This is a genomic window from Streptomyces sp. A1277 (assembly GCF_004795015.1).
Lineage (GTDB): Bacteria > Actinomycetota > Actinomycetes > Streptomycetales > Streptomycetaceae > Streptomyces.
Window position 1 is genome coordinate 20,313 of record NZ_SSBI01000065.1, and the last position, 17,212, is coordinate 37,524.

Here is a 17,212-nt window from a genome sequence, read left to right on the forward strand (position 1 = left end):
GCGCGGACCCCCCAGGTGCGTCGTATCCTGCTCGGACACTCGCTCGGGCGAGGTAGGAGCTCGCAGGTCCCCCCACAACAACCCCTTGCAACGACCTCTTGACCCGCAGTAAGCGCCCCACGGGGCGACATGGCCGTTCGACTGGAGATGCACGTGGCCGGGCGCATCGAGGATTACGCACTCATCGGAGACATGCAGACCGCCGCCCTGGTCTGCCGGGACGGCACAGCCGACTGGCTGTGCCTGCCCCGCTTCGATTCACACGCCGTTTTCGCGGGGCTGCTGGGCACCGAGGAACACGGGTTCTGGCGCCTGGGGCCGGCCCGCCCCGAGGGCGCGGAGCCGCCCTCGGCGGACCGCCGCCGCTACCGCGGGGACTCACTGATCCTCGAATCGGAGTGGGACACGCCACGCGGCACGGTCAGAGTGACCGACTTCATGCCGCCGCGCGACGGTGCGCCGCAGCTCATCCGGATCGTGGAGGGCGTCAGCGGCCGGGTGCCGATGCGCTCGGAGCTGCGGATGCGGTTCAGCTACGGGCGGGTCACTCCCTGGGTGCACAAGGTGGACACCCGTACGGTCGCCGTCGCCGGGCCGGACTCGGTCTGGCTGGACACCACGGCCGACACCTACGGCGAGAACCTGACCACGTACTCCGACTTCACCGTCGCCCCCGGTGACCGGATCGCGTTCACCATCAGCTGGCAGCCCTCGCACCACGAGCCGCCCGCGCTCGCGGACCCGGAGGGCTCTCTGGAGGCGACCGCGGACTTCTGGCGCGAGTGGGTCGAGCAGTGTACGTACCACGGGCCCTACCGCGAGGCCGTGGTCCGTTCGCTGATCACGCTGAAGGCCCTGACGTACGCGCCGACCGGCGGCATCGTCGCCGCGCCGACCACCTCGCTGCCCGAGGACCTCGGCGGCTCCCGCAACTGGGACTACCGCTACACCTGGCTGCGCGACGCCGCGATCACCCTGTCCTCGCTGCTGCGCACCGGCTACCGCGAGGAGGCCCGCGCCTGGCGCGAGTGGCTGCTGCGGGCGGTCGCCGGCGACCCGGAGAACCTGCAGATCATGTACGGGATCGCGGGCGAACGGGAGCTGGGCGAGGCCGAGCTGGAGTGGCTGCCGGGCTACGAGAACTCCGCCCCGGTCCGGGTCGGCAACGGGGCCGCGGGCCAGCTCCAGCTGGATGTGTACGGCGAGGTCACCGAGGCGCTGCACCTCGCGCACATGACGGGCCTGGCCCGCAACGACTACGCCACCGGGCTCCAGCTCAAGCTGATCGAATACCTGGAGAAGCACTGGGGCGAACCGGACGAGGGCATCTGGGAGGTGCGCGGGCCGCGCCGGCACTTCGTGCACTCCAAGGTGATGGCCTGGGTCGCCGTGGACCGGACGATCAAGCTCATCGAGTCCGGCGACGCGGAAGGACCGCTGGAGCGGTTGCGCGGCCTGCGCGACGACATCCACCGCGACGTCTGCGAGCGGGGCTACGACCCCGAGCGCAACACCTTCACCCAGTCGTACGGGTCGAAGGAGCTGGACGCCTCCCTGCTGCTGATCCCGCAGATGGGCTTCCTGCCGCCCGACGACAAGCGGGTCATCGGCACGATCGAGGCGATCCAACGGGAGCTGTCCACGGAGGACGGCTTCGTGCTCCGCTACCCCACCGCGGGCGACGACGCGGGCGTGGACGGCCTGGAGGGCGACGAGGGCGCGTTCCTGGCCTGCTCGTTCTGGCTGGCGGACGACCTGGCGATGATCGGCCGGGTCGACGAGGCCCGCCGGCTCTTCGAGAAGCTGCTCTCCCTGCGCAACGACCTGGGCCTGCTGGCCGAGGAGTGGGACGCGCGCCGGCAGCGCCAGGTGGGCAACTTCCCGCAGGCGTTCAGCCACGTGCCGCTGATCGACACGGCCCTGCGGCTGACCGCGAGCGGGGCCTACGTGGGCTGACGCCGGGCTCCGGTCGGGGGGCGCCGGGCTCCGGTCGGGGGGCGCCGGGCTCCGGTCGGGGGGCGCCGGGCTCCGGTCGGGGGGCGCCGGGCTCCGGCGTACCCCGACCACCCCGTCCCGGTCCTGCCCGTCCCGGTCCTGCCCGTCCCGGTCCTGCCCGGCTCAGCCCTGCCCGGGGCCCGTCACGACCGGGCGGCTCCCGGAGGCCAGTCCCCACTCGCTCCAGGACCCGTCGTAGACGGCCGGCCCGCGGTAGCCGGCCGGCTCGGCGCCCAGCGCCGGCACGCAGGCGGTCACGCCCGACCCGCAGCTGAAGTACAACCGCTCCCGGCCGCCGGCCAGGGCGGAGAAGGCGGTGCGCAGCTCGGCCGGGGACCGCATCCGGCCCCCGTCCTGGATCTCGCCGAAGGGCAGGTTCACGGCTCCCGGCATGTGGCCGCCGGGCAGCCCGGCACGCGGCTCGGGCTCCGTACCGGCGAACCGGCCCCGGGTCCTGGCGTCGAACACCACGGCCCCCGGGTCACCCAGCTCGTCCGCCACCGCGTCGGCGCCCACGACGAGTCCGGGGCGGGGCCGGGCCGTGAAGTCGCCGGGCCCGGCGGCGGCCCCGGGCGCGCCCTCATCCACGGGCAGGCCGGCGGCCCTCCATGCGGGCAGGCCGCCAGCGAGGACGGCGGCCCGGTCGAAGCCCATCGCCCGCCGCATCCACCAGGCCCGGGCACTGGAGTAGATGCCGACGCCGTCGTAGACGACGACGGTGTCCCCGTCATCGAGGCCCAGCGCGCAGCTCGTCGGTGAACCGGCCGGCGTCCGGCATGGTGTGCGGCAGCGGGTCGGCGGGGTCCGAGAGCGCGCCGTCGATGTCGAAGGGCCGGGCGCCCGCGATCCGCCGGCCGGCGCCCCGGTGCGCGCCGACCGAGGCGTCGAGCACCAGCAGTCCGGGGGCGCCGAGGTGCGCGGCGAGCCAGTCGGTGGTGACCAGCGGTCCGGGCAGCTCGCTCACGGCAGCCTCACGGCAGCCTCCCAGTCGCCGTACGGCTGAGCGTCCTCGCGCACATGCCCTCCCCGCTGCCCGGACCGGTCCGTCCGACACGGATTTTCAAGATCGCAGCCGGTACGGGCGCTGTCAACGGCCGCCTCGGCCGCTCAGCGGCCGAGGGGCTGGACCAACTCGTCGTAGACGCAGAGCACCTGGGCGATCGTGTCGTCCTCGCTCGGCCAACTCGCCGCCTGCCGGAGGCCATCGGCGGCCAGCCGGGCCCGTTCGGCCGGGTCGCCGAGCAGCCGGGCCACGGCCCCGGACAGCGCGTCGGCATCCGCGTACGGCACGAGGACCGCCGCGTCGCCCACGAGTTCGGGCGTTCCGCCGACCGCCGTGGCGACCAGGGGCACCCCGGCCCGCAGCGCCTCCTGGGCCACCGTCGAGCGGGACTCCCAGCGGCTGGGCAGGACCGCCACATCGGCGGCGGCCAGGAGCGCGGAGGCGTCGGACCGGCTGCCGAGCAGCTCGACGGGCAGGTCATCGGCCGTGATCCGCCGCCGCAGGGCCGCCCGCTCCCGCCCCTCACCGACGACGACCAGCAGCGGTACGGGGTCGAGCCCGCGCCACGCGGCTGCCGCGTCGAGCAGTGTGCCGTAGCCGTGATGCGGGACGAGGCTGCCCACCGCGACGATCAACGGACGCCCCACCGCCCCCAGTTCGGCCCGCACCTTGTCGGAGGGCGGTGCGGCGGGCAGGCGCGGCAGCGGTGCGGACACGGGTGCGAGCCGGGCGTCGCGGGCGCCCCGGCTGCGCGCCCGGTCGACCAGGTCGGAGGAGGTGGCGAGCACAACGGTTGCCGTACGCGCCGCCTTTCGCTCCAGCAGGTGCAGCAGCCGGCGGCGGGCGCCTTCGGCGTGGGCCCGGGTGTGCCAGGTGACGACCAGCGGTACGCGCCGCCCGCCGAGCGCGAGCGCGGCCCGGACGGCGGCGTGCAGGCCGTGCGCGTGGACGACGTCCGCACCGGCGCAGGCGGCGCGCAGCGCGGCGACGGCGGCGGGGTCGCTGCGCCGGGGCACGGGCGCGAAGTGGGCGCCCGCGGCGGAGAAGTCGTGGGCGCGGTCCAGTGCGGCCGGCGCGCAGACGGTGACCCGCACGCCTCGGGCGACCAGTCCGGCGGCCAGCGAGCCGACATGGGCGCTGCTGCCGGCACTGCCGCCGCCGAGCACTTGGACCGCACGCAGCTGTGACACGTGATTGGCTCCCGGGGCTCCCGATTCAGGGGTATGAACACGCCAAGGATGCCAGTCCGTACGCACGTTCCGGCACGACGGAACCGCTACTCCGGTGCTCATCGCGACAAACCGGGCACCCCACACCACCCGCACGGGTGAAAGTGTGTGCGGCGCCACGACACCCGTACGCGGGGTGTGTCATCCGTACGTGGGACAGGCGCGCGTACGTCGATTGCGTCATCCGTACGTGGGGCAGGCGCGCGCACGTCGGTTGCGACATCCGTACGCCGGGTGCGGCGGCCGGGGCGTACGCCGGGTGCGGCGGCCGGGGTCGCGGTGCGGCCCCGGCCGTGGCTCCCCCTACCCGTCGGCGCGGGCGGTCGCGAGCAGTTCCTCCGCGTGGGCGCGGGCCGTCTCGGAGTCCTCCTGGCCGGCGAGCATCCGGGACAGTTCCCGTACCCGGTCCTCGCCCTCCAGGACGGTGACCCCGCTGCTGGTCACCGAGCCGTCCACGGTCTTCTCGACCAGCAGCTGCCGGTCGGCGAACGCGGCCACCTGGGGCAGGTGTGTGACGACCACGACCTGGGCCGACCTGGCGAGCTTCGCCAGGCGCCGCCCGACCTCGACGGCCGCCTTGCCGCCGACCCCCGCGTCGACCTCGTCGAAGAGGTAGGTGGGTACGGGGTCGGAGCCCGCGAACACCACCTCGACGGCGAGCATCACCCGGGACAGCTCACCGCCCGAAGCGCCCTTGGCGATCGGCCGGGGCTGGGCACCGGGGTGCGGGGCCAAAAGCAGCTCGACCTCGTCGGCGCCGGACGGCCCGTAGGCCACGTCGCGGCCGCCGATCCCGATGCCGGATGCCTCGTCCGCCGCGTCGGTCTGCCGGATGTCGAAGGACACCCGGGCGTGCGGCATGGCGAGCGACGCCAGCTCCTCGGTCACCGCTTCGGCGAAGGACGCGGCGGCCGCCGTCCGGGCGTCGGTCAACGCCTGCCCGAGGCCGGAGAGTTCGGCGCGCAGCGCGTCCCGCTCCGCGGTGAGCTCGCCGATCCGGTCGTCGTCGCCCTCCAGCTCGGTCAGCCGGTCCGCGCCCTCCTGCGCCCAGGCCAGCACGGCGGTGATGTCCGCGCCGTACTTGCGGGTGAGGCCGGTGAGCGCCGCGCGCCGCTCCTCGACGGCGGCGAGCCGCAGCGGGTCGGCGTCCAGCTGGTCCGCGTACCCGGACAGTTCGCCCGAGACGTCGGCGAGCAGGATGGAGATCTCCCCGACCCGGTCGGCCAGCGCGGCGAGCGCCGGGTCGTGCGAGCGCACCCCGTCGAGTGCCTGCGCGGCGGCGGCCACGACGGTCGTCGCGTCGACGGCCTCCGGGTCCTCCGGGTTGCCGGCCAGCGCGGTGTGCGCGAGGGCGGCGGCGGAGGCCAGGGCGTCGGCGTGGCCGAGGCGCTGGGCCTCGGCGGCCAGCTCCGCGTCCTCGCCGGGCAGCGGTTCGACGGCGGCGATCTCGTTCAGCCCGAAGCGCAGCAGGTCGGCTTCCTGGGCGCGCTCGCGGGCCCGCGTCGTCAGCTCGTCCAGCTCCCCGGCGACGTCCCGCAGCCGCCGGTAGGCCGCCGCGTACTTGGCCAGGGGCACGGCGACGCCGTCGCCCGCGTACCGGTCGAGGGCCTGGCGCTGCCGGGCCGGCTTGAGGAGGCCCTGCTGATCGGTCTGGCCGTGCACGGCGACGAGTTCGTCGGCCAGCTCGGACAGCACGCCCACCGGCACGGATCTGCCGCCGAGGTGCGCCCGGGAGCGCCCTTCGGCGGAGACGGTACGGCTGATGAGCAGCGCACCGTCCTCGACCTCGGCCCCGGCCTCCTCGGCCCGGACCGCCACCGCGTCGCCCTCGGCCACCGTGATCCGGCCCTCGACGACCGCGGCCTTGGCGCCGATCCGCACCAGGGCGGGGTCGGCGCGCCCGCCGAGCAGCAGCCCCAGGCTGGTGACGACCATGGTCTTGCCGGCGCCGGTCTCGCCCGTCACCGCGGTGAAACCGGGTGACAGCTCCACCACCGCGTCGTCGATGACCCCGAGCGACCGTATCCGCATCTCCTCCAACACGGACATGACCATACGAGGTTTCCCGGCCCGCGTGCACACGGGCCACGGCCGGGACGCCGGATCGTCCGGCCCGCCCGGGGTCAGTGGGGCGCGCCCCGCCACCCCGACACCGGCAGGGCGAACTTGGCGACCAGCCGGTCCGTGAAGGACGCCTGGTGCAGCCGGGCCAGCCGTACCGGCACGGCACCGCGCCGCACCTCGACCCGCGCCCCCGAGGGCAGCTCGACGGTCCTGCGCCCGTCGCACCACAGCACCCCGTGCGGGGTGTGCGGCTGGACCTCGACGGCGAGCACCGAGGTCGGCGACGTCACCAGCGGCTTGGCGAAGAGCGCGTGGGCGCTGATCGGGACCATGAGCAGCGCCTCGACCTCGGGCCAGACGACGGGGCCGCCGGCCGAGAAGGCGTACGCGGTCGAGCCGGTGGGCGTCGCGCACACGATGCCGTCGCAGCCGAAGCCGGTCACCGGGCGGCCGTCGATCTCCAGGACCACTTCGAGCATCCGCTCGGGCGACACCTTCTGCACGGCCGCCTCGTTGAGCGCCCAGTCGGTGTGGACGACGTCGCCGTTGCTGTGCACCAGGACGTCGATCGTCATGCGCTCCTCGACCGTGTACGCCCGGGTGACGACCCGGTCGACGACCTTGTCGAGGTCGTCGCGCTCGGCCTCCGCGAGGAAGCCGACCCGGCCGAGGTTGACGCCGAGCATCGGCACCCCGGAGGCGCGCGAGAGTTCGGCGCCGCGCAGCAGGGTTCCGTCGCCGCCCAGCACGATCAGGAGCTCGCAGCCGTTCAGCACCTCGGGCGTGGCGTCGGTGACGGTCTCGACGGACGCCGGCAGCGGCAGGTCGGCCGCCTCCGTCGCCAGGACCCGTACGCCCAGGCCGTTGCGGAGCAGGCCCTGCACCACGAGTTCGGCGCTGCGGATCGCGGCCGGGCGGCCGGTGTGCGCCAAAAGGAAGACTGTACGTGCCGCATTCGTCGTCAACGAGGCCCCTCCGCCACTGCACGGTCGACATCCGCGGGATCCAGTTCAGGTGCTCCGGCCCGCAGCCAAAGAAAGTACTCGACGTTCCCCGACGGCCCGGGCAGCGGGCTCGCCGTCACGCCCCGGACCCCCAGGCCCAGCGCCCACGCCCGGCGGGCCACCTCGCGTACCGCCTCGGCGCGCAGTTCGGGGCTGCGCACCACGCCACCGCTGCCGAGGCGTTCCTTGCCGACCTCGAACTGCGGTTTGACCATGAGGACCAGGTCGGCGTCGGGGGCGGCGCAGCGGACCAGGGCCGGCAGGACGAGCCCGAGCGGGATGAACGACAGGTCGCCCACCACCAGGTCCACCGGCTCGCCGTCGATCGCCTCCAGGGTCAGTTCGCGCACGTTGGTGCGGTCCTTGACGGTGACGCGCGCGTCGGACTGGAGCGACCAGGCGAGCTGCCCGTAGCCCACGTCCACGGCGACGACGCGGGCGGCCCCGGCGCGCAGCAGCACATCGGTGAACCCGCCGGTCGACGCCCCGGCGTCCAGCACCCGCCGCCCCTCGACCTCGAGCCCGAGCGGGACGAAGGCGGCGAGGGCGCCCGCGAGCTTGTGGCCGCCGCGCGAGACGTACTCGGGGTCGCTGTCGTCCTTGGTGACGACGACGGCGGCGCTGGTCTCGACCTGGGTGGCCGGTTTGGTCGCGGTGTTGCCGCCGACGGTCACCCGGCCCGCCGCGATCAGCTGGCTCGCGTGCTCGCGCGAGCGGGCCAGCTTCCGGCGTACCAGCTCGGCGTCCAGACGGCGACGGGCGACTCCTGCCACGTTCGGTTCAGCTCCTGTGGTTGTACGAGGGCATCGGTGCGGGTACCGGTGCGGGTGCGGGCCCGGCGTCCAGCGCGCTCAGCGCCTCGCGCAGGCCCCGGTGTACATCCTCGTACACCTCGGTGTGTCCGTCCGCCGACAGGTGGTCGGCATCGGCCAGCCGCTCCAGCAGGACGTCCACTCCGACGTTGCCGGTCGGGGCCCGTACGACACCGAGCGGCGCGGGCCCCGCGGGCTCGGCCGGCTCCGGCGGGGCGCCCGTCTCGGGATCGGGCATCGGGTCGCTCATGCGGGAAACGCTACCGCGTGGGGCTGGGGTACCGTCGATCACGATGGCGACCATGGCGGAGTGCCGCAGCGCACTCGACAGACTTTCCGACAACCTCGCGGGGGCCGACGGCGGCGTGCGCCGCGCGGCCGGCCTGGACCGCTCGCTCAGCTGCCACATCAAGGACCTGGACATCACGTTCACCGGACGCCTCTCCGGCGGCCGCATCCAGGTCCTGGACACGCTGGAGGGCCCACCCCGCGACAAGGCCGAGATCCGCCTCGCGATGACCGGCGACGACCTGGTCGCCATGGTGAACGGCGACCTGAACTTCGCGAAGGCGTGGGCAGCGGGCCGAGTCCGCCTGGAGGCCGGCTTCCGGGACCTGCTGAAACTGAAGTCACTGCTGTAGCCGCACCCCATCGAGCCCGTCCGGCGCTTGAGGACGTCTTGGAGCCCAGCGGGCAAAACCACACCAGCCGGCAAAACCCAGCCCGTCCGGTGCTTGAGGACAGAGCCAGGGCCGGGGGGCCAGGGTCACACCGCCAGAGACCCGCGCGCTCCGCGCGCCCGCGCGGCCGGCACCACCAACGGCGTCCCCGTCTCCGGATCGGAGATCACCTGGCACCGCAGCCCGAACACCCGCTCCACCAGTTCCGCGGTGACGATCTCCCCGGGCGCCCCCTCCGCGACGACCTCCCCGCCCCGCATCGCGATGAGATGCGTGGCGTAGCGCGCCGCGTGGTTCAGGTCGTGCAGGACGGCCACCAGCGTGCGCCCCTGCGTCTCGTGCAGTTCGGCGCACAGGTCGAGGACGTCGATCTGGTGCTGGATGTCGAGGTACGTCGTCGGCTCGTCCAGGAGCAGCAGCGGCGTCTGCTGGGCGAGGGCCATCGCGATCCAGACCCGCTGGCGCTGACCGCCGGACAATTCATCGACATAGCGATCGGCGAGTTCACCGACGCCGGTCGACGCCATCGACTCCTCGACCACGCGTTCGTCCTCGGGCGACCACTGCCGCAGCAGCCCCTGGTGCGGGTAGCGTCCCCGGGCCACGAGGTCCGCGACGGTGATGCCGTCCGGTGCGATCGAGGACTGGGGCAGCAGGCCCAGGGTCTTCGCGACCTTCCTCGCGGGCAGGCCGTGGATCGACTGCCCGTCCAGCAGCACCTGCCCGCGGCTCGGCTTCAGCATCCGCGAGAGCGCCCGCAGCAAGGTCGACTTGCCGCAGGCGTTGGGGCCGACGATCACGGTGAACGAGTGGTCGGGTATCTCGACCGAGAGGTTCTCCGCGATGACCCGCTGGTCGTATCCGAGGGTCACCTTGTCCGCGGTGAGGCGCTGCATGGTCGTACTCCGGGGGTCGGACGGTTCGATGGGGCCGGCAGAGGCGGCGGGGACGGCGGCGGCGGCCGGCTGGGCAGAGGCGGCGGGCTCGGCAGAGGCGGCGGGCTCGGCGGCGGCCTTCATATGCGGCCCGCCTTGCGCTCGGTCACCAGGAGCCACACCAGGTAGCAGCCGCCCAGCACCCCGGTGACGACGCCGACGGGCAGCTGCCGGTCTCCGAACGCGTCGAGCGCGATCCAGTCGGCGACGAGCAGCAGCGCCGCGCCCATGACGGTCGCGGCCACCAGGTTGGGGCCCGTGGAGCGGGTGAGCCGGCGCGCCAGCTGGGGGGCGCTCAGCGAGATGAACGCGATGGGTCCGGCGGCGGCCGTGGCGACGGCGACGAGCAGGACGGCGGAGCCCATGAGGAGGAGGCGGGTGCGTTCGACCCGCACGCCGAGCGCGTACGCGGCGTCGTCGCCCATCTCCATGACCCGCAGGGCCGGCCCGTGCCCGTACACCAGCGGGAGCAGCACGGCGCAGACGACGAGCAGGGGCCAGACCTGCGCCCAGTCCCGGCCGTCGAGGGAGCCGGTCATCCAGACGACGGCACGCGTCGCGTCGACCAGGTCGGCCTTGGTGATCAGGTACTGGGTCGCGGCGGTCAGCATCGCGGCCGCGCCGATGCCGACCAGGACGAGCCGGAAGCCGTGCACGCCGCGCTTCCAGGCGAGCAGGTAGACGGCGACACCGGTCAGCAGGCCGCCGGTGACCGCCCCGGCCGAGACCGCCGCCGCGCTGCCCTGGAACAGGACGATCACGGTGAGCGCGCCGACCGTGGCGCCCTGGCCGAAGCCGAGGACGTCGGGGCTGCCGAGCGGGTTGCGGGAGATGGTCTGGAAGACGGCGCCGCCGGCCCCGAGCGCCGCGCCGACGAGGAGTCCGACGAGCACCCGCGGCAGCCGCAGGTCCGTGACGATGAACTCCTGCTGGAAGGTGCCGTGGCCGAAGAGCGTGGTGACGACCTCGCCGGGCGTCATCGAGAAGTCGCCGCTGCCGATGAGGACGACCGCGGCCCCGGCCGCGACGACGGCCAGGAGCAGGATCACCAGGGCCGCCCGGACGTTCATCCGGAACGAGTACCCGCCGGGTGTGCGCACGGCGCGCACCGGACGGCCGCCGCGCGCCGACCCCTTCGTGGTCGTGGCCTTCACAGCTGGGACATCCTCTTGCGTCGTACGAGGTGGATGAAGACGGGCCCGCCGATCAGCGCCGTGACGATGCCGACCTGGAGTTCGGACGGGCGGGCGATGACCCGGCCGACCACGTCCGCGCCGAGCAGGAGCACCGGGGAGAGCACGGCCGCGTACGGCAGGATCCACCGCAGGTCGGGCCCGGTGAGGGCGCGCACCAGGTGCGGGATCATCAGCCCGATGAAGACGATCGGCCCGCACGCGGCGGTGGCCGCCCCGCACAGCAGGGTGACGGCGAGCATCGCGAGGAAGCGGGTCCGGGTGAGGTGGGCGCCGAGCGCCCGCGCCGTGTCGTCGCCCATCTCCAGGGCGTTGAGCGGGCGCGCGATGAACGCGGTCAGCAGCACGCCCAGCGCGATGAACGGCCACACCTTGCCGACCGTCTCGGTGTTCGCGGAGGCCAGCGAGCCGACCGTCCAGAACCGCAGCCGGTCCAGCGCCGCCGAGTCCAGCAGCTGTACGGCGTTGACGTACCCGTACAGCGCGGCGGTGACGGCCGTCCCGGCGAGCGCGAGGCGCACGGGGGTGGCGGAGCGGCTGCCGCCGAGGAAGTACACGGCCACCGACACGATCGCGGCACCGGCGAAGGCGAACCAGACGTAACCGGTCAGCGAGGTCACACCGAAGAAGCTGATGGCGGAGACGACGGCGGCCGACGCACCAGCGTTGACGCCGAGGATGCCGGGCTCCGCGAGGGGGTTGCGGGTCAGCGCCTGCATCACCGCCCCGGCGAGCCCGAGCGCGGCGCCGACGAGCAGCCCGAGCAGGGTGCGCGGAATGCGCACCTTGCGTACGAGGACGTCGTCGCCGCTGCCCGCGTAGTGGAACAGGCCGTGCCACACGTCGGAGAGGGGCAGCGCCTTGGCACCGATCGCGATGCTCGCGAAGCACACCAGCACGAGGACGGCCACGGCCACCAGGAGCCCCGCCGCTCGCGCCGCGTGACGCCTGCGGGGGGCGGCGGCCTTGTCCGGCGCGGCTATCGGGCCGGGACTGGAATCCGGGGGACTTTCAACCAACACTCGGTTAGGTTAGCCTACCCAGCCTCCCGGGCCCCCGGCCCGGCCCTCCCCCGGCCACCTGCCCTTTCGGCCCGCTCGCCGCCGACCCTGCGCCTTCGGCCCGCTCGCCGCCGGCCCTGCGCCTCGGCCCGCTCGCCGCCGGCCACCTGCGCTCTCGGTCGGCCCGCCCGCCACGCGGGCCGCTCCTACAGCCCGAGCCGGGCCACGGCCTTCTCCGCGTCCAGCTCGCACACCCCGTCACCGGCGTGCGACCAGGCCGCCGCGCACAGCGCCCGCAGCCCGTCGAGCGCGTCGCCTTCGCCGTCCACCACGAGCCGGCCGTCCCGGGCGGACGCCGTCCAGCCGCCGCAGCCGAAGTTCTCGCCCGCCGGCGTCACCTCGGGCTGCCCGGTGAGCAGGCCGCGCAGGTCCGCGTCGATGTACGTCGGCCGGTGCTCGGGCGCGGCGGCCACCAACTGCGCCGCGTCCGTGACCCCGGTGAGCACGAGCAGTGAGTCGACGCCCCCGTTGAACGCGCCCTCGATGTCCGTGTCGAGCCGGTCGCCGACCACGAGCGGCCGTTCGGCCCCGGTCCGCAGCACGGTCTCGCGGTGCATCGGCGGGAGCGGCTTCCCCGCCACCTGCGGCTCGGCACCGGTCGCGATCCGGACGACCTCGACGGCTGCCCCGTTGCCCGGCGCGATCCCCCGGGCGCCCGGAATCGTCAGGTCGGTGTTGGACGCGAACCACGGCAGCCCGCGGTTGATCGCGTACGACGCCTCGGCGAACCGGCCCCACGCCAGGTCCGGCCCTCCGTACCCCTGCACCACCGCGACCGGGTCGTCGTCCGCCGACTCCACCGGTTCGAGCCCGCGTTCACGCAGGGCGACTTGCAGCCCCTCGCCGCCGATCACCAGCACCCGCGCCCCGGCCGGCAGCTGGTCGGCGACGAGCCGGGCCACGGCCTGCGCCGAGGTGATCACGTCGGTGGGCTCGGCCGGGACGCCCAGTTCGGTGAGGTGCTGCGCGACGGCGGCCGGGGTGCGCAGCGCGTTGTTGGTGACGTACGCCAGGTGCATCCCGCCGTCCCGCGCCGTGCCGAGCGCCTCGACCGCGTGTCTGATCGCCAGCCCGCCCGCGTACACCACCCCGTCGAGGTCGAGCAGCGCCGTGTCGTACGCCTCGCTCAACGCGGTGCTGCTGCCGCTCGGACGGGTCCTGCTCGCCTGACTCATATCGCGCGCTCCTCATCGCCTGCTTCTCCCCCGATCATCGCGTATCCCCGTACCGCACATACGATGCAGAAATGAACACACGAGGCACGGCGGAGCAGGGACTGCGTCTGATTCCGTTCCGTGGACTGCGCTACGTCCCCGAGCGGGTCGGCAGTCTCGCCGCGGTGACCTCGCCCCCGTACGACGTCGTCGTACGCCCCGACGGGCTGCTCCACCTGGAATCGGCGGACCCGCACAACATCGTGCGGCTGATCCTGCCCCAGGCCGACACCGTCACCGCCCGCAACGAACAGGCCGCCGCCACCCTGGACAGCTGGCTCGCCGAGGGCATACTCGCCCCCGAATCGGAGCCCGCCCTGTACGTGTACGAGCAGCGGAACGACGAGATCCTGCAGCGGGGCGTCGTCGGCGCCCTCGCGCTCTCCGGTCCCGCCGAAGGCGTGGTGCTCCCGCACGAGGACGTGATGGCGCATGTCGTCGAGGACCGGGCCGACCTGATGCGCACCACCGCGGCCCATCTGGAGCCGCTGCTGCTGACGTACCGCAGCGACGGGGAGGCGGCCACGGGTGCGACCGCCGTCATCGAGCGGACCGTCGAGCGCCCGCCGTTGCTCGCCACGACCACGGAGGACGGCTTCCGCCACCGGCTGTGGGCGGTCACCGATCCCGCCGACCGCGCGGAGATCGAGGCGGACCTGCTCCGGCACCAGGCGCTGATCGCGGACGGCCACCACCGCTGGGCCACCTACCTCAGGCTCCAGCAGGAGCACGCCGATCCGGGCCCCTGGGACTTCGGCCTGGTCCTTCTGGTCGACACGGCCCGCTACCCGCTCCGGGTCCGCTCCATCCACCGGCTGCTGCACGGCCTGCCCGTCCCGGACGCGCTGGCCGCGCTGTCCGGCCTGTTCCGCGTACGCGAGGTCGAGGGGCCGCTCCCCCGCGCTCTGGACGCTCTGGCCGCCGCTGCCACCGAGGGGAACGCCTTCCTGCTGGCGGGCGACGGCGGCTTCCATCTGGTCGACCGGCCGGACGAGGCGCTGCTCACCCGTACGGTTCCGGCGGACCGCCCGGCCGCCTGGCGCACCCTGGACGCGACGGTCCTGCACACGGCGCTGCTCGACCATGTCTGGCGGATCCCGGACGACCCGTCGCACATCGCCTACATCCACGACACCGCGGCCGCGGTAGAGCAAGCCGAACGGAACGGCTCGACGGCGGTGCTGATGCATCCGGTACGCGAGGAACTCGTCCGGGACCTGGCCCGGCAGGGCGTCACCATGCCCCGCAAGTCGACGTCCTTCGGCCCGAAGCCGGCCACGGGCCTGGTCCTGCGCAGCCTCGCTCTCGGCTGAGCGCGTACGCGAATGGAGAAGAGGGCGGCACTCGCGGGCGCCGCCCTCTTCTCCATGTCATGCCTTACGCCTTGGACGGACCGTCCTCGTCGGTGGCGTCGCCGGCGTCGGCGTCGACGCTCTCCGCGTCGGCGCTGTCCGTGTCTGCCTCGACGGGCGGCTCGGTGGCGTGCTCGTCCTCATCCTCGACGAGGGCGTCGACGAACTCGACGCCGTCCAGCTCGGCGAGGCGGTCCGACGCGTCCGTGGCGCCGTCCTTGTCGGCCTCAAGGGCCTTGCCGAACCACTCGCGCGCCTCGTCCTCGCGGCCCGCCGCGAGCAGCGCGTCGGCGTAGGCGTAGCGCAGCCGGGGCGTCCACGGGTGCACGGCGCTCGATGCCAGCTCGGGGCTCTGCAGCGTCACGATGGCGGCGTCGATCTGCCCCATGTCCCGGCGGGCTCCGGCGGCCACGAGACGCATCTCGACCTGTCCGGCCTTGTCCAGCTTCTGCACCTCGGGCTCACCGGCCATCGCCATGGCCTTCTCGGGCCGGCCGAGGCCGCGCTCGCAGTCGGCCATGACCGGCCAAAGCTCCACGGACCCGGTCATCCGCCGGGAGGCCCGGAACTCGGCCAGCGCCTCCGCGTACTTCTGGGTCGCGTAGGCGGCGAAGCCGGCGGCCTCACGGACGGCGGCGACGCGCGAGGCCAGCCGCAGGGCGATGCGCGAGTACGCGTACGCCTGCTCGGGGTCCTCGTCGATGAGCCGGGCCACCATGACCAGGTTCCTCGCCACGTCCTCGGCCAGGGTCTTCGGCAGGCTCAGCAGCTCCTGCCGGACATCCGGGTCGATCTCGTGACCGGTGACCTCGTCCGGGATGGGCAGCCGCTTGATGGGCTCGCGGTCCCGGTCGTCCCGGCGCTCGTACCCGCCCGAACGGCCACCCCGGTCGTCCCGGCCGCGGTAACCGCCACGGTCCCGGTCGTCGCGGCCGCGGTAGCCGCCGCCCCGGTTGTCGTCACGGCGCGGGCCACGGTCGCGGTCCCGGTCGTCGCGGCGGAACCCGCTACCCGTGCCCGGCCGGCTGTCCTCGCGGCGGGGACCGCGGGGGCGGTCGTCACGCCGGTCGTCACGCCGGTCGTCGCGGCGCTCGTAGCCGCCGGGACGCCCGCCACGGTCGTCCTCACGACGCGGGGCGCGGTCGCGGTCCCGGTCGTCACGGCGGAAGCCGCCGCCGCCACCGCTGTAACCGCCACCACGGTTGTCATCGCGCCGGTCGTCACGACGGAAGCCACCGCCGGAGGAGCCGCCACGGCTGTCGTCACGGCGAAAACCGCCACCGGAGGGCCGGTCGTCACGGCGGAAGCCGCCGCCACGGTTGTCGTCATCCCGACGCGGTCCACGCGGCCGATCGTCACGCCGGTCGTCCCGGCGGTCATCGCGGCGGTCGAAACCGCCCGGCCGACCACCACGGTCGTCATCCCGACGCGGTCCACGCGGCCGATCGTCACGCCGGTCGTCCCGGCGGTCATCGCGGCGGTCGAAACCGCCCGGCCGACCACCACGGTCGTCCTCACGACGCGGCGCACGGTCATCACGACGGAACCCACCACCACGGTTGTCGAAACCACCGCCACGGTCATCACGACGGAAACCACCGCCCGACGAGCCACCACCACGGCTGTCGTCGCGCCGGAAGCCGCCACCGGAGGAGCCCCCACGGCTGTCGTCACGGCGAAAACCGCCACCGGAGGGCCGGTCGTCACGGCGGAAGCCGCCGCCACGGTTGTCGTCATCCCGACGCGGTCCACGCGGCCGATCGTCACGCCGGTCGTCCCGGCGGTCATCGCGGCGGTCGAAACCACCCGGCCGACCACCACGGTCGTCCTCACGACGCGGCGCACGGTCATCACGACGGAACCCACCACCACGGTTGTCGAAACCACCGCCACGGTCATCACGCCGGAAACCACCGCCGGAGTTACCCCCACGGTCATCACGACGGAAACCACCGCCCGACGAGCCACCACCACGGCTGTCGTCCCGACGCGGCGCACGGTCCCGGTCGCGGTCGTCGCGGCGGAAGCCGCCACCGCCGCCGGTCGTGGGCCGGCTGTCGTCACGGCGGAATCCACCGCGGTCGTTGCGGTCGTTGTCCCGGCGCGGACCACGCGAACGGTCGTCACGGCCGCCGCCGAAACCGCCCCGGTCACCGCCGTCCCGGCGACGCGGCTCGCGCTCCGAACGATCGTCGGGAGAGTTGGTGGACATCGGTGGGGCTCCTGTCATCGGGGTACTACAGACATTCTTGCGCAGCCGGTCATCCGACGCGCTTCGGCAAAACAAAAAGGACCCTTGGTCCCAGCGTTGAACGCTGGGACCAAGGGTCCTTCAAAGATTGTTCGGCGGCGTCCTACTCTCCCACAGGGTCCCCCCTGCAGTACCATCGGCGCTGAAAGGCTTAGCTTCCGGGTTCGGAATGTAACCGGGCGTTTCCCTAACGCAATGACCACCGAAACCCCATCGGGTTCAAGCGAACAAGCACACTTTTCAATTAAGTAGTGAAGCTGTTCAACCGGTGCGACTGTTCGCAACCCGGGAACAACACAGTGGACGCGAGCAACTGAGGACAAGCCCTCGGCCTATTAGTACCAGTCAGCTCCACCCGTTACCGGGCTTCCACATCTGGCCTATCAACCCAGTCGTCTACTGGGAGCCTTAACCAATCA

Annotated in this window: 14 protein-coding genes, 2 rRNA genes and 1 pseudogene; 3 read left to right on the top strand and 14 right to left on the bottom strand. The window is 73.6% G+C overall.

Annotated elements, in window-relative coordinates; genetic code table 11:
• Positions 1 to 153 precede the first annotated feature (153 nt).
• Complete coding sequence (locus tag E6R18_RS31280; protein ID WP_136320264.1) at positions 154 to 1,956, top strand: glycoside hydrolase family 15 protein; 1,803 nt, start codon at positions 154 to 156, stop codon at positions 1,954 to 1,956.
• A gap of 162 nt (positions 1,957 to 2,118) precedes the next feature.
• On the opposite strand, the pseudogene E6R18_RS31290 reads toward E6R18_RS31280, so the two are convergent.
• The 6 genes and pseudogenes from E6R18_RS31290 to E6R18_RS31315 form a co-directional block, all read right to left on the bottom strand.
• Positions 2,119 to 2,959 (bottom strand): annotated as a pseudogene (locus tag E6R18_RS31290) (sulfurtransferase).
• A 143-nt stretch (positions 2,960 to 3,102) separates the two neighbouring features.
• The gene (locus E6R18_RS31295; RefSeq protein WP_136320252.1) at positions 3,103 to 4,188 is read right to left on the bottom strand and encodes a glycosyltransferase family 4 protein; all 1,086 of its coding nucleotides are present in this window, start codon (positions 4,186 to 4,188) and stop codon (positions 3,103 to 3,105) included.
• A 342-nt stretch (positions 4,189 to 4,530) separates the two neighbouring features.
• Positions 4,531 to 6,276 (bottom strand): DNA repair protein RecN, encoded by a 1,746-nt coding sequence (gene recN / locus E6R18_RS31300; protein WP_206308476.1) that lies wholly within the window; start codon positions 6,274 to 6,276, stop codon positions 4,531 to 4,533.
• A gap of 74 nt (positions 6,277 to 6,350) precedes the next feature.
• On the bottom strand, positions 6,351 to 7,256 hold the full coding sequence (locus E6R18_RS31305) for an NAD kinase (protein WP_026250428.1): 906 nt from the start codon (positions 7,254 to 7,256) through the stop codon (positions 6,351 to 6,353).
• Positions 7,253 to 8,068: a TlyA family RNA methyltransferase gene (locus E6R18_RS31310; RefSeq protein ID WP_136320254.1), complete on the bottom strand. Its 816-nt coding sequence runs from the start codon at positions 8,066 to 8,068 to the stop codon at positions 7,253 to 7,255. Before E6R18_RS31310 ends, E6R18_RS31305 begins: the two co-directional genes overlap by 4 nt.
• Positions 8,069 to 8,075: 7 nt before the next feature.
• Complete coding sequence (locus E6R18_RS31315) at positions 8,076 to 8,345, bottom strand: hypothetical protein (protein WP_136320265.1); 270 nt, start codon at positions 8,343 to 8,345, stop codon at positions 8,076 to 8,078.
• Positions 8,346 to 8,400: 55 nt separating this feature from the next.
• Between E6R18_RS31315 and E6R18_RS31320 the strand changes: the two genes are divergently transcribed.
• The gene (locus E6R18_RS31320; protein ID WP_136320255.1) at positions 8,401 to 8,748 is read left to right on the top strand and encodes an SCP2 sterol-binding domain-containing protein; all 348 of its coding nucleotides are present in this window, start codon (positions 8,401 to 8,403) and stop codon (positions 8,746 to 8,748) included.
• A gap of 125 nt (positions 8,749 to 8,873) precedes the next feature.
• On the opposite strand, the gene E6R18_RS31325 is transcribed toward E6R18_RS31320, so the two are convergent.
• From E6R18_RS31325 to E6R18_RS31345, 4 genes are all read right to left on the bottom strand, one after another.
• A complete protein-coding gene (locus E6R18_RS31325) occupies positions 8,874 to 9,683 on the bottom strand; it encodes an ABC transporter ATP-binding protein (RefSeq protein ID WP_136320256.1) in 810 nt (269 codons plus the stop codon).
• 119 nt (positions 9,684 to 9,802) lie between these two features.
• Positions 9,803 to 10,876, bottom strand: coding sequence for an iron chelate uptake ABC transporter family permease subunit (locus E6R18_RS31335; RefSeq protein WP_136320258.1), 1,074 nt, complete (start codon positions 10,874 to 10,876; stop codon positions 9,803 to 9,805).
• Positions 10,873 to 11,832 (bottom strand): iron chelate uptake ABC transporter family permease subunit, encoded by a 960-nt coding sequence (locus tag E6R18_RS31340; protein WP_136320266.1) that lies wholly within the window; start codon positions 11,830 to 11,832, stop codon positions 10,873 to 10,875. Before E6R18_RS31340 ends, E6R18_RS31335 begins: the two co-directional genes overlap by 4 nt.
• A gap of 290 nt (positions 11,833 to 12,122) precedes the next feature.
• On the bottom strand, positions 12,123 to 13,151 hold the full coding sequence (locus tag E6R18_RS31345; protein ID WP_136320259.1) for an HAD-IIA family hydrolase: 1,029 nt from the start codon (positions 13,149 to 13,151) through the stop codon (positions 12,123 to 12,125).
• Between the two features lie 71 nt (positions 13,152 to 13,222).
• Between E6R18_RS31345 and E6R18_RS31350 the strand changes: the two genes are divergently transcribed.
• The gene (locus E6R18_RS31350) at positions 13,223 to 14,503 is read left to right on the top strand and encodes a DUF1015 domain-containing protein (protein ID WP_136320260.1); all 1,281 of its coding nucleotides are present in this window, start codon (positions 13,223 to 13,225) and stop codon (positions 14,501 to 14,503) included.
• A 64-nt stretch (positions 14,504 to 14,567) separates the two neighbouring features.
• Here E6R18_RS31350 and E6R18_RS34500 read toward each other — a convergent pair whose 3' ends face one another.
• The 4 genes from E6R18_RS34500 to E6R18_RS31365 form a co-directional block, all read right to left on the bottom strand.
• The gene (locus E6R18_RS34500; RefSeq protein ID WP_240799914.1) at positions 14,568 to 15,368 is read right to left on the bottom strand and encodes a tetratricopeptide repeat protein; all 801 of its coding nucleotides are present in this window, start codon (positions 15,366 to 15,368) and stop codon (positions 14,568 to 14,570) included.
• Positions 15,305 to 16,669: a hypothetical protein gene (locus tag E6R18_RS35325; RefSeq protein WP_206308478.1), complete on the bottom strand. Its 1,365-nt coding sequence runs from the start codon at positions 16,667 to 16,669 to the stop codon at positions 15,305 to 15,307. The genes E6R18_RS34500 and E6R18_RS35325 overlap by 64 nt, the downstream gene beginning before the upstream one ends.
• Before the next feature lie 214 nt (positions 16,670 to 16,883).
• A 5S ribosomal RNA gene (gene rrf / locus E6R18_RS31360) occupies positions 16,884 to 17,000 on the bottom strand.
• Between the two features lie 108 nt (positions 17,001 to 17,108).
• Positions 17,109 to 17,212, bottom strand: a 23S ribosomal RNA gene (locus E6R18_RS31365); the annotation flags it as partial.

Coding starts and splice junctions, on each gene's coding strand:
- recN (WP_206308476.1), bottom strand. CDS start 6,276: ATGTCCGTGTTGGAGGAGATGCGGATACGGTCGCTCGGGGTCATCGAC.
- E6R18_RS31315 (WP_136320265.1), bottom strand. CDS start 8,345: ATGCCCGATCCCGAGACGGGCGCCCCGCCGGAGCCGGCCGAGCCCGCG.
- E6R18_RS31320 (WP_136320255.1), top strand. CDS start 8,401: ATGGCGACCATGGCGGAGTGCCGCAGCGCACTCGACAGACTTTCCGAC.
- E6R18_RS31325 (WP_136320256.1), bottom strand. CDS start 9,683: ATGCAGCGCCTCACCGCGGACAAGGTGACCCTCGGATACGACCAGCGG.
- E6R18_RS31345 (WP_136320259.1), bottom strand. CDS start 13,151: ATGAGTCAGGCGAGCAGGACCCGTCCGAGCGGCAGCAGCACCGCGTTG.
- E6R18_RS31350 (WP_136320260.1), top strand. CDS start 13,223: ATGAACACACGAGGCACGGCGGAGCAGGGACTGCGTCTGATTCCGTTC.